12 protein-coding genes are annotated in these 11,798 nt (G+C 46.7%); 9 read left to right on the top strand and 3 right to left on the bottom strand.

Translation table 11 applies throughout. From position 1 onward, the window contains the following. Positions 1-19: 19 nt before the first annotated feature. The 3 genes from DFR28_RS07225 to DFR28_RS07215 all read right to left on the bottom strand — a co-directional run bounded on the left by DFR28_RS07225 (position 20) and on the right by DFR28_RS07215 (position 2,697). On the bottom strand, positions 20-679 hold the full coding sequence (locus DFR28_RS07225) for a thiol:disulfide interchange protein DsbA/DsbL (RefSeq protein ID WP_170132007.1): 660 nt from the start codon (positions 677-679) through the stop codon (positions 20-22). A gap of 111 nt (positions 680-790) precedes the next feature. Next, the gene (mpl, locus tag DFR28_RS07220) at positions 791-2,152 is read right to left on the bottom strand and encodes a UDP-N-acetylmuramate:L-alanyl-gamma-D-glutamyl-meso-diaminopimelate ligase (RefSeq protein ID WP_113953666.1); all 1,362 of its coding nucleotides are present in this window, start codon (positions 2,150-2,152) and stop codon (positions 791-793) included. Next, complete coding sequence (locus DFR28_RS07215) at positions 2,149-2,697, bottom strand: hypothetical protein (RefSeq protein WP_113953665.1); 549 nt, start codon at positions 2,695-2,697, stop codon at positions 2,149-2,151. The genes mpl and DFR28_RS07215 overlap by 4 nt, the downstream gene beginning before the upstream one ends. Before the next feature lie 103 nt (positions 2,698-2,800). Between DFR28_RS07215 and rnd the strand changes: the two genes are divergently transcribed. The 9 genes from rnd to lysS all read left to right on the top strand — a co-directional run bounded on the left by rnd (position 2,801) and on the right by lysS (position 11,791). Next, complete coding sequence (rnd, locus tag DFR28_RS07210) at positions 2,801-3,907, top strand: ribonuclease D (RefSeq protein WP_113953664.1); 1,107 nt, start codon at positions 2,801-2,803, stop codon at positions 3,905-3,907. 183 nt (positions 3,908-4,090) lie between these two features. Further along, positions 4,091-4,717, top strand: coding sequence for a glycine zipper 2TM domain-containing protein (locus DFR28_RS07205; RefSeq protein WP_113953663.1), 627 nt, complete (start codon positions 4,091-4,093; stop codon positions 4,715-4,717). 101 nt (positions 4,718-4,818) lie between these two features. Beyond that, the gene (locus DFR28_RS07200; RefSeq protein ID WP_113953662.1) at positions 4,819-5,103 is read left to right on the top strand and encodes a PepSY domain-containing protein; all 285 of its coding nucleotides are present in this window, start codon (positions 4,819-4,821) and stop codon (positions 5,101-5,103) included. A 26-nt stretch (positions 5,104-5,129) separates the two neighbouring features. Then, positions 5,130-5,813 (top strand): response regulator transcription factor, encoded by a 684-nt coding sequence (locus DFR28_RS07195; protein ID WP_113953661.1) that lies wholly within the window; start codon positions 5,130-5,132, stop codon positions 5,811-5,813. Between the two features lie 18 nt (positions 5,814-5,831). Further along, entirely contained in the window at positions 5,832-7,175 is a 1,344-nt protein-coding gene (locus DFR28_RS07190) for an ATP-binding protein (protein WP_113953660.1), read from the top strand. Between the two features lie 242 nt (positions 7,176-7,417). Further along, positions 7,418-8,377, top strand: coding sequence for an NAD(P)H-dependent flavin oxidoreductase (locus DFR28_RS07185; RefSeq protein WP_113953659.1), 960 nt, complete (start codon positions 7,418-7,420; stop codon positions 8,375-8,377). A 97-nt stretch (positions 8,378-8,474) separates the two neighbouring features. Then, positions 8,475-8,813, top strand: coding sequence for a P-II family nitrogen regulator (locus tag DFR28_RS07180; RefSeq protein ID WP_113953658.1), 339 nt, complete (start codon positions 8,475-8,477; stop codon positions 8,811-8,813). A 316-nt stretch (positions 8,814-9,129) separates the two neighbouring features. Continuing rightward, a protein-coding gene (gene prfB, locus DFR28_RS07175; protein ID WP_113953657.1) for a peptide chain release factor 2 occupies positions 9,130-10,225 on the top strand; the annotation gives its coding sequence in 2 pieces (ribosomal slippage) (positions 9,130-9,201 and positions 9,203-10,225; 1,095 coding nt in all). Positions 10,226-10,273: 48 nt separating this feature from the next. Next, positions 10,274-11,791 carry a lysine--tRNA ligase gene (lysS, locus tag DFR28_RS07170; RefSeq protein WP_113953656.1) on the top strand — a complete coding sequence of 506 codons (1,518 nt, stop codon included), beginning with the start codon at positions 10,274-10,276 and terminating at the stop codon, positions 11,789-11,791. Positions 11,792-11,798 lie beyond the last annotated feature (7 nt).

The following is an 11,798-nucleotide window of genomic DNA, read 5'->3' as shown; positions in this document are numbered from 1 at the left end:
TCAATGGATTTATATGAGCTTAGCGTTCAGCGGCCGCTTTGGCAATCAATTGATCAACTACTTGAAACATTTGTAGTCCTTTGCCGCCAAGTTGTTCAGATGTTCGGTATTTCCCATCAACAATGATTGCTGGCACGCCTGTGGCGCCTGAGTCACGAGTGACTTTGCGGGCATATCGCATTTTGCTGTCGATCTCAAAAGAGTTGAATGCTGAAGTTACTTGCTCTTCGGTTTTGTCAAATGCCGCAAGAAATTTGACCAAGCTTGGTAATGTATCGATTCGGCTACGTTTTACGTGTATTTCGGCGAACAGGTCATCGTATGCTTGTTGCGGAACGCCCAGTGCTTGCATGGTGTAATAGGCCTGACCATGAAATTCCCAACGTTTGCTAAATAGTGCAGGTACCTTTACGAATTCTGCGTTTTCAGGTTTGTTTTGCAACCATGTTTTAACTGAGGACTCAAGGTTATAGCAGTGACCACATCCGAACCAAAATAGTTCGATAACTTCAACCTTCTCTCCGGTTGAAACTTTCATTGGTGAGCTAAGAGGTTCGTATTTTGAAGCATCAACTTCTTGCGCAACGGTTTCGCCTTGACACGCCATCAATAAGGCGGCGCACAGCACGAAAGCGCTAGAACGTAGTGTTTGTGTGAGGGAGGAACTGTGTGTAAGCATGGTATTTCTCATTAATTTACGGATTCAATTGGGAGTGGCTTTAGAGCCACAAGCGGATGACGTGTTCGTCTATTTTACGGGATTTATAACATTATGAATGTTAACGTAAACTTAACACGGTGTCGGTAATTTGCTAATAAGGCGCTGGTGGAGGTTTTCAAAGCCTCCGTTACTCATGACGACCACATTGATCGCTTGGTCGCCGAGCTGTGTGGTTTTGGAGATAAGTGCTTCGAGTAGCGAGTCAACGGTGTGATGAGTGCTAATCTGCTCGTTTTCGAGCTCGCTAATATCCCAATTGACATCTCCGTTAGCATATAAAAAGCAGGCGTCAGCGGCACTTAACGCGTCGCTTAATAGATGCTTATGTATGCCTTGCTTCATAGTGTTTGATCTGGGCTCAAGTACAGCGATAATCGCTTGCTTGCCAACTTGATGCCGCAGACCCTCTAAGGTTGTTTTAATGGCAGTCGGATGATGCGCAAAATCATCGAAAATACGAATGCCATTGTTGTCATAAATTTTCTCCATGCGCCGTTTAACTGATTTGAATGTAGAGAGTGATTCAACCGCATGTTCTACGCGAATCCCAACATGGTGTGCTGCCGCGACGGCCGCTAAGGCGTTCATCACGTTATGGTCACCAATGAGATCCCAAGCAACTGCGTGGGCAGAGCCTTTGTGGTTGATCTCAAATCTAGACCCGTCATCAGACGTTTTGCTTGCAACCCATTCTGCATCGCTGCTGCCAAAGCGCGCGGTTTCGCTCCAAACGCCCCACTTGAGTAGTTCATCGAGTGCGGGGGTATGGCGATTATGGATAATTTGGCCTTGGCTTGGAATGGTTTTAATTAGGTGATGAACCTGAGTTTGGATTGCGTGCAAGTCAGCAAATATATCGGCATGGTCAAATTCAAGGTTGTTGAGAACCAATGTTCTAGGCCGGTAATGGACAAATTTAGACCGTTTATCGCTAAAGGCGGTGTCATATTCGTCGGCCTCGATCACAAAAAAAGGTGTGTTGCCTAATCTGGCTGATTGGCCAAAATTTTCCGGCACTCCGCCGATCAAGTACCCCGGCGCTAGATCATTTTGATCGAGTATCCACGCTAGCATGCTGCTGGTTGTGGTTTTGCCGTGCGTGCCGGCAACCGCTAAAACCCAGCGGTCTTGCAATACATGTTCACCAAGCCACTGCGCGCCAGACGTGTAACGCAAACCGCGCTCTAGTACGTGTTCAAGTTCAGGGTTGCCGCGTGAAATGCTATTGCCGACGACGACAATGTCTATGTCGTGGTCAATTTGCTCTGCAGCAAAGCCTTCGTATAAGGTGATTCCCAGTGATTCGAGCTGAGTGCTCATTGGCGGATAGGTATTGGCGTCTGAGCCGGTAACAATATGACCAAGGTCTCGAGCAAGGCGTGCCACACCGCCCATAAAGGTGCCACAAATTCCAATAATATGCAGTTTCATTGCGCTTTGATTTGCTCTGTTGTTTGCTGCAACTCAGCCATAGATTGAGCTTGCAGTACTTTGAAAGCATCGACATCAAGAAAGAGATTAATCATAAAGCTAGCGCTAACCAAGTATGCGGCAATGGTGATTAAAAGTGATTTAATGAATGAGCACTCTAGCGCGTCGCGGAGAATGATGATGGCCAAGTAGAACCCCCACAATTGCGCCACAAAGGCCGGTAGAGTCAGTTCTTTAACGTTGGTGGCAATAATTAGTATGATCGTGGTCAGGCAAGCGATACCAAGCGAGGCGGTAGTCATTTGGACAAAGCGATTTGCCTTGTTGTGAATTTTCAGGATCAGGAAATCAATTGATACACCAACCGCCAATAGGCTCGCCGATGCTAACGTCGGAAAATAAAAAATCGGCGTTTTTGAAAGGTGTATCGTCGACAGCGCAATCGCTACAAAAAATAATAGTAGCGCTGCTGGTGGATGGTACGCAATATCCTTCGGTGAACGCCGTAAGGTATATATTTGCAGAATTTGTTGGACAATTGACATTCAATAATTACGGGTTGGGTTAAGCAGAATATTGGGTGTTTGACAGAACACCGTGGTAGCATCAGCGATTAAGTATACTAAAAACGACGGCAAAAATAGATCAATGAATTTTTTAATTGAGGAGCAATCCCAGCTCAAGGACCTAGAGCCTCTCCTCACGCAGATCCAAGCCGAATCCGGTGTGGTTTCGGTTGATACAGAGTTTCTTCGTGAAAAAACATACAGCGCCAAGTTGTGCCTAATTCAACTTGGTATTGGCGAGCATCAGTATTGTATTGACGTGCTGGCGATTGACGACCTAGGAGCAATTAAAGCGTTGTTCTCGGATACCAAAGTCCTCAAGTTATTTCACGCCGCTCGGCAAGACATGGAAGTGATTTACCAGACTTTAGGAGTTTTGCCGAGACCTATTTTTGATACCCAGCTTGCAGCTGCTTTCTGTGGCGCCGATATGCAGATAGGTTACGGTGCGTTAGTGGAAGAAGTGACTGGTGTGGAACTGCCTAAGACGCAATCACGAACTGACTGGACTCGGCGTCCGCTTAGCGCTGAGCAGATAAAATATGCCGGTGAAGATGTCGAACACTTAGAAGCTATCTACCTTGATGTTAAGGCGCGTTTGGATGATGCCGACAAACACCATTGGTATCTAGAAGAGATAGAAACTTATTATGATCTTGATAAGTATGTAATTGACCCTGAAGTGGCTTATCAGCGCTTATCGGGCGGAGGCCTGAACATTAAGCAGCAATATATCTTGAAGGCATTAGCCAGTTGGCGCGAAGTGAGTGCGCAAGCTCGCGATATTCCACGTACTTGGGTAATGCGTGATGAGAAATTGTTTGATTTGGCGACTCAGCAGCCGAGTAACGAAGAGCAGATTAAATCAATGGGCGTATTTGGACGCAAGTCAGGTAGTTATCTTGCTCCCCAAGCGCTGGAAGTGATTCAATCGGTGGTCGTTGGGGAAGAACGAATTTGGCGTAAGGCTGAACCTCTCACCAAGCCGGAGAAAAGCCTTTGTAGCGGTATGATGCGACATCTAGCCAAGCGCGCAAAGCATTTGGAAATAGCACAAGCACTGCTGGGTACTCGTAAGGATATGGAGCACTTATTTCGGTATCGTCAGTCTAAAAAACTAATGAACGGCTGGCGCAAGAGTGCGGTTGGTGAGCCTCTGCTTGCTTATTTAAAAGAACACAAAGCCTAAATCGCTGAGCGATTCTGGGTTGCGATTATTTGTGTTACGACTATTTAAAGGGAAAGGGCGCTCTAGGAGTCACTTATAGATTGCTTTGAGCCGAATACCTAGCCAGTTCAGTTTCTATTCAGGCTCGGTGATTTAAAGTGACTTCATTGAAACTACCAATGGGTACTAAACCGGAGTCACACTATGAAACTCAATACCAAAAAAGCCAGAATTTCCGTTACTCGTTCAGTGATCGCAGCCACCGTCGCTGGATTGATTGCTGCGCCGGTTTCGGCAAAGCAGGGGTACGATAATTATTCGGGCGAATTATACGATTATGCCACTGTCGTCGATGTTTCACCGATCGTAGAGACATATCAAGTGAGCAACCCTGTTGAGCAATGTTGGGACGAACGTGTGCCGGTGAGATACCAGTCTAACGGATATAAGCAGCCGCGCGCAAAAGCCAGTAAAACACCGGAGATTCTGGGTGCTATAATTGGTGGCGTTATTGCCAATCAGGTTGGTAAGCGTGGTGGCGGTAAGGCTCGAGATGTTGCCACCGTTGCTGGTGCAGTGCTCGGTGGTTCGATTGCGCGTGATATTAAGCACGACAATAATAATCGCTATCGCGGTGGCCAAGCGGGCCGTTATGAGTCCGTACGATATGAAACGGTTCAACGTTGTGAAGTAAAAGAGAGCTTCGTGACGCGCGAGCAAGTAGTCGCGTATGATGTTGCATACAAATACCGAGGTAGTGTCTTTCACACTCAAATGGGGCATCATCCTGGTGATAAAATTAAGTTAAAGATCGCAATCGATCCGGTATAAAATGAAGCGGCGGCGCGCCTTGTTCGCCGCCCAGCATTTAGCTAAACGCGACTTTCCATTATTTTATTGTTATTAATTCAGCGGAACGACTACTAAACACCATGATTCGAACCTTTTTCATTCTTGCTGCCGGTCTATCGATAGCCCTAATGTCGGGCGCACCGGTCAATGCTCAGTCTAGGTTTGACGCGTTTCCAAGCGCATCTCGTTATATTGCTCAGAGTAATGGCATTCGTTCACGTAGCGAGGTGGTGCAAGAGGTTAAGGATCGCTATAACGCGAAGGTGTTGCGGATTCAATTAAATAAGGATCGCAGTGTTTATAAGGTTAGGGTTCTGATGCCCAACGGCAAAGTTCGCGATCTGTCGATTCGTGCTAGCCGCTAGTTGTTGTCCCAAGCCGAGGCCCGAGTATGCGTATTTTAATCGTTGAAGACGAAGTCAATTTGCAGCAGCAGCTTGCTGATAGTCTGCGCGAGCAAGATTATGTGGTAGACGTTGCGAGTGATGGCGAGGAAGGGCTGTATTTTGCCGAAGAATACCCGATTGATATGGCCATTATTGATCTCGGTTTGCCAAAATTAGACGGTGTTGAGCTAATTAAGCGCGTCCGAGCAGGCGGGCACAGTTATCCGATCCTTATTTTGACGGCTCGTAGTCGATGGCAAGAAAAGGTTGAAGGCTTGGAGGCTGGTGCTGATGATTACTTAACCAAACCATTTCATCCTCAAGAGTTATCGGCTCGTTTAAAAGTATTGCTCCGACGTTCGGTGGGCCTTGCTGACAATAGTTTGGAGTGTGGGCCAGTGAAAATTGATACGTCGTCGAAGCAAGTGTTTCTAGATGGCGAATCACTAACCATTACCGCGTTCGAATATCGGCTTTTGTCGTATTTGATGATGCACACCGGTAAGGTGCTTTCTAAGCGCGAGTTGGTTGATCATATTTATGAAGAAGACGATGATCGCGATAGCAACACCATCGAAGTGTTTATCCGTCGGTTACGCAAAAAACTAGACCCTGATGGCACACTAAATCCGATTGAGACTCAGCGCGGTCGTGGGTATCGCTTTCGTTTGGCTCGGAATAATACTTAGCTAGGGCACTCGTCGACCATGATTTCACTTCGTCGCAGGCTGCTTGTTGCAACCAGTATCGTGTTGGTTGTGTTTCTGAGTCTGATGAGTGTAGGTTTGGGGCGCGCGTTTGAGCAGAGCGTTATGAGTAATGCTGAAGCGGCTTTGCGCAATCAAATTTTGTTGTTGATCGCTAATTTAGAAGTGGTCGATGGGCAAGTGTCGATGCCGGAATCGTTGCCAGAGCCTCGCTTATCACAAACCGACTCGTCATTGTTTGCGCAGATCCGCTCCTTCGACGGTCAAGTGGTTTGGCAGTCGCGCTCTTTGCTCGGTGAATCACTGCCGCGTTTAGCATCTGAGCTTGGTGAGTTCGAGTTTTCGTCGGACACCGCTTGGCTTGAGCATCCTCGGTTATTTACGCAGTCTTTGGCAGTGGCTTGGGAGACCGACTCCGGCGACCTTCGGCTTACCATCGAAGTTGCTGAATTCGCACAAGTTTACCTAGATCGAATTGCCAAATATCAGCAGCAGTTGCTGTTTTGGTTGCTTGGTCTTGGAGCAGTTTTGTTGACTCTATTATTGGTGGTGCTGGGTTGGGCGTTGAACCCTCTACGCAAAGTTATTGTTCAAGTCGGGCAAATAGAGCGTGGTGAAAAGCAACGCTTTGATGAGAATTATCCGTTAGAAGTCAATCGCTTAACGCAGAATCTTAATCAGCTTCTTAATCATGAATCGGCGCGTATCGATCGTCAGAAAGAAGTGATGGGCAATCTCGCGCATAGCTTAAAAACCCCAATTGCGGTGTTGTCGGGATTACACTACGATCCGCGCAGCGACGCCGATGTACGTAAGCAGCTGAGTGCGATGCAATCGATTATTGATTACCAGCTACAAAGTGCATCAGCGGTAGGGCGCAGGCGTTTTAGCACGCCGATCAAGATCGCCGAAATGTCGGCATCAATAACCGCTAGTTTGACCAAGCTGCATGCCGACAAGAATATTGTTCTGCAGCTTAGTATCGACCCTGACCTACAGTTCTTTGGCGACCAAGGGGATTGGATGGAATTATTCGGCAATCTTGCTGATAACGCTTATAAATGGGCTCGTCGAGAAGTGAAAATAGCGGTGACTGAGCTGAAACCAATTGGCCAGCAGGTGCAGCGCAATGGGGTTTGTCTAGTTGTCGAGGATGATGGCCCTGGGGTCGATGCTGAGCTACAAGATATGATTTTGGAGCGTGGAGTTCGGCTAGACTCGCAAACGCCTGGGCACGGCTTGGGCTTACACATAGTTAAGGGTATTGTGGCAGCGTATGACGGGCATATCAGTGTCGCGAACCGACCCCAAGGAGGCGCTCGTTTCGTCGTTGAGTTACCCTAAGTTAGACTGGTTCCGTCGTTATCTAAACGCTGATTCGCTTAGTCGAGTCGATACCATTGTATATTGCCTGATTGAATAGTGTGTATCATGGGCCGCCACTTGGCACAGTGATAAATTCGCGTTCTAATAGCAAATGCTCGTAGTCTCATGCCATTATCACAATCGTGATTTATGGTGCTACAGGTCGAGCGTTTATCTACGTTTGATAACCCTAATAAAACTAATTCAAGTGAGAGAACAATATGGCAGTCCCAAAAATTCTAGAAAATCTAACCGTTCCTGCCATTGCGGCACCAATGTTTATTGTTTCAGGCAAGGAAATGGTGCTTGCTCAGTGCAAGGCTGGAATTGTTGGGTCGTTTCCGGCCTTGAACGCGCGCGGTGAGGGCGAGTTCGAAAAATGGTTGATTGAAATTACTGAAGAGTTGGACCGTTACAATCAGGCGAATCCAGACAAGCCAGCAGCCCCGTTTGCGGTTAACCAAATTGTGTTTAAAAGTAATGCCCGATTAGAAGAGGATATGGCTTTGTGTGTAAAATACAAAGTGCCAATTATCATCACTTCGCTAGGCGCTAATGAGGCGGTAAATGAGGCCGCGCATTCCTACGGTGGTATTGTTTTTCACGATGTGATTAATCAACGTTTCGCGCGTAAGGCAATCGCCAAAGGCGCTGATGGTTTGATTGCGGTGGCTTCTGGTGCTGGTGGCCACGCTGGTACACAAAGTCCATTTGCGCTCGTGCAGGAGACCCGTGAATGGTTTGATGGGCCGCTCGCGTTATCTGGCTGCATTGCAACCGGTGACTCTATTTTGGCGGCGCAGGCTATGGGCGCTGATTTCGGATATATTGGCTCGGCTTTTATCGCCACCGCGGAGGCAAATGCGGCGAAAGAGTATAAACAGATGATCGTAGATGGCGATGCCGACGATATTGTTTACTCGGATTACTTTACGGGCGTGGCCGGTAACTATTTGAAACCGAGTATTGCTGCTGCCGGTATGGACCCAAACAATCTGCCAAAAGGTGATATCAGCGCAATGCAAAAGCTAACTGATGAGCAGAGCGATGCCAAAGCGTGGAAAGATATATGGGGTTGCGGGCAGGGCATTGGCGCGATCGATGAAGTGCAATCTGTTGCAGATCGAGTGTCTCAATTGCATGCAGAGTATCAGGCTGCGAGAACCAGGTTAGCGTTGTAGTAACGCTAATTAGGTCGTTATAGCGCTATCTTTTTTAAGGCCGATTTATTAGTATTTGGCAAATCGGTCAACCACTTTCCTTGCGTAGGAGTTAGGCATGAAATTAGTAACGGCAATTATTCGTCCGTTCAAATTGGATGATGTTAAGGATGCATTGTCCGCAATCGGTGTCATGGGCATGACGGTATCTGAGGTCAAAGGCTTTGGGCGTCAAAAAGGCCACACCGAAATTTATCGAGGCGCCGAGTACGCTATCGACTTTATTCCAAAAACTAAAATTGAAGTAGCAATCGCTGATGATGTGTTGGATAAGGTAGTTGACGCGATAGTTGAGTCAGCTAAAGGCAACAAAGTCGGCGATGGCAAGATATTCGTTACAGATTTGGAGAATGTAATTCGAATCAGAACCGGTGAAATCGGGCAAGAAGCTATTTAGTTTCGTTGATCTGTTAACTCTTCAGTATTTGAAAAGCATTCTTGTATGAAATTTAAGCGGAGGTAGTTCTTGCCTCCGCTTGGTCTGCTTTGCTAGCGCGGCAATTGGTGGTCTCGACAGAGTGGTGAGCGCACGCTGACTCGTAACGGCAATTGTGTTGCCAATTAACTTTGATCTAGTTCGCATATAGCCTGATTGTTGCTGATTTTTTAGTACTAAATTGAAGCTCAATGAGGTATCTTTCGAACCAATTATGGCGATTGCCTTAAGCAGTTCGGCCAGATCTTGTCACTTTAGCTCTAGAAAGCATATTACTATGGAATTGAACCCCATCTTCGAACTAGGTAAAGACCTCGAAGAGCGAGGAAACTTGCTCAGGGGGTACCTTTGACTACGATTCAAAGGCGGAGCGTTTAGAGGAAATATTGCGGCAGATGGAAGACCCAAGTATTTGGGATGATCCGACGTTTGCGCAGAAGTTAGGGCAGGAAAGAGTCTCTCTCGAAAAAATTGTCGCGACGTTGGATCGTGTTAAAAATGGCGTTGCTGATGGCATTGAAATGCTCGAGTTAGCGGCCGAAGAGAGCGATCAGTCGTTGGCTGATGAGGTTCGTAACGATCTCACCGACATTGAGACAGAGCTTGCCGTGTTAGAGTTTCAACGAATGTTCTCTGGCCCAATGGATGCCAATAATGCCTTTATTGATATTCAATCTGGTTCAGGCGGTACCGAGGCTCAAGATTGGGCTAATATGTTGCTGCGCATGTATCTACGTTGGGCCGAGTCACAAGGTTTTAAAACCGAAATAATTGAGTTGTCTGAAGGCGAGGTCGCCGGTATAAAAAGTGCCACAGTTAAGGTTGCTGGTGACTATGCATTTGGCTTTTTGAGAACCGAGACTGGTGTACATCGATTAGTTCGGAAATCCCCATTTGATTCGGGAAGTCGTCGTCATACATCGTTTGCATCACTCTTTGCCTACCCTGAAATCGATGACAATGTTGACGTGGAAATTAATCCAGCAGATCTTCGTATTGATACTTATCGGGCCAGTGGTGCCGGTGGGCAGCATGTCAATAAGACCGACTCTGCGGTTCGTATAACACATGAGCCGACAGGTATTGTGGTGCAGTGCCAAAGTGATAGATCACAACATCGCAATAAAGATTCTGCAATGTCTATGTTGAAGGCTAGGTTGTACGAGCATGAGATGCAGAAGCGTCAATCTGAGCAGCAAGCAGTCGAAGAAGAAAAGTCTGATATTGGTTGGGGCTCACAGATACGCTCCTATGTATTAGACCAATCTAGAATTAAAGATTTACGTACAAGTGTAGAAACTGGTAATACCCAGGCGGTACTTGACGGAGATCTCAATCAGTTTATTGAAGCGAGTCTTAAACAGGGACTATAGCGCTATCTATAGCAACACTAACGTTATTAAAATCCAAGCCGAGATACAGTGAGCAAGCAAGACAATCAAGATACCCCGCAGGTCGATGAAAACGAATTGATCCAACAGCGCCGAGAAAAGCTCGATGCATGGCGAGAACACGGTCAGGCCTTTCCTAACACGTTTCGGCCGAAACATCTCGCGAGCGAATTGCTTGCGGAATACGGTGATCTCGACAAGGAGCAATTAGAAGCCAAAGGCGTCAAAGTTTCGGTCGCTGGTCGAATGATGAGTCGGCGCATTATGGGTAAGGCGAGTTTCGCTCACGTGCAAGATCGAACTGACCGCCTACAGCTATATGTGGCAAGGGATGCGTTGCCAGAAGGTTTGTACAACGAGCAATTTAAAAAGTGGGATATCGGCGATATTGTCGGTGCCGAAGGAACGTTGTTTAAAACCAATCATGGTGAGTTGAGTGTTAAAGTCGATCGACTCGAGTTGTTAGTTAAGTCACTTCGTCCGCTGCCTGAAAAATTTCATGGCTTAACCGATAAAGAAACCTCTTATCGCCAGCGCTACGTCGACTTGATTATGAATGCTGACAGTCGCCATGTTTTTAAGACAAGATCTAAAATCATAAGTTATATACGTAACTTCATGATTGATAAAGATTTCATGGAAGTTGAAACTCCAATGATGCAGTCTATTCCTGGCGGCGCGGTGGCGCGACCATTTGTGACTCACCACAATGCATTGGACATGAAGTTATTCTTGCGAATTGCACCTGAGCTTTATCTCAAACGTTTGGTTGTCGGTGGTTTTGAGCGCGTATTTGAAATTAATCGGAATTTTCGTAACGAAGGTTTAAGTACTCGCCATAATCCAGAATTCACTATGCTGGAATTCTACCTAGCGTATGCCGACTATACTGACCTGATGGATATCACCGAGGAGATGTTCAAAGGGATCGCAAGTCAGGTCACCGACGGTGGCGTAATCAATTATCAAGGTGTGGAGATCGACTTTACCAAGCCGTTTCAACGTCTTAGTGTGGCAGATTCGATTTTACATTTTAATCCAAGTCTGTCGGCAGCTGATTTGCTCGATCGTGACGCTCTGGTGGCCTACGCTAAAACGTTGAAAGTACATATCAAGGACTCTTATGGTTTAGGCAAAGTTCAAATCGAGATATTCGAGAAAACGGTTGAAGAGCAATTAATTGAACCGACTTTCATTACTGCATATCCGGTAGAGGTATCACCGCTATCCAGACGTAATGACGACGATGAGTTCGTGACCGATAGGTTTGAATTATTTATTGCCGGTCGTGAGATCGCAAACGGCTTTTCAGAGTTAAACGACCCTGAAGATCAAGCTGAGCGTTTTCAACACCAAGTGTCTGAGAAAGATGCCGGTGATGATGAAGCCATGCATTACGATGCCGACTACATCCGAGCATTGGAGTATGGAATGCCGCCAACCGCAGGCGAGGGCATTGGTATTGACCGCTTAGTGATGCTGTTCACTGACACGCCGTCGATACGAGATGTGTTGTTGTTTCCGCATATGCGTCCTGAAGCAGACTAGAGCGGCG

This window comes from Arenicella xantha, from assembly GCF_003315245.1.
GTDB lineage: Bacteria > Pseudomonadota > Gammaproteobacteria > Arenicellales > Arenicellaceae > Arenicella > Arenicella xantha.
The sequence above is the reverse complement of the archived record's forward strand: the minus strand, read 5'-3'. Positions and strand labels throughout refer to the sequence as shown.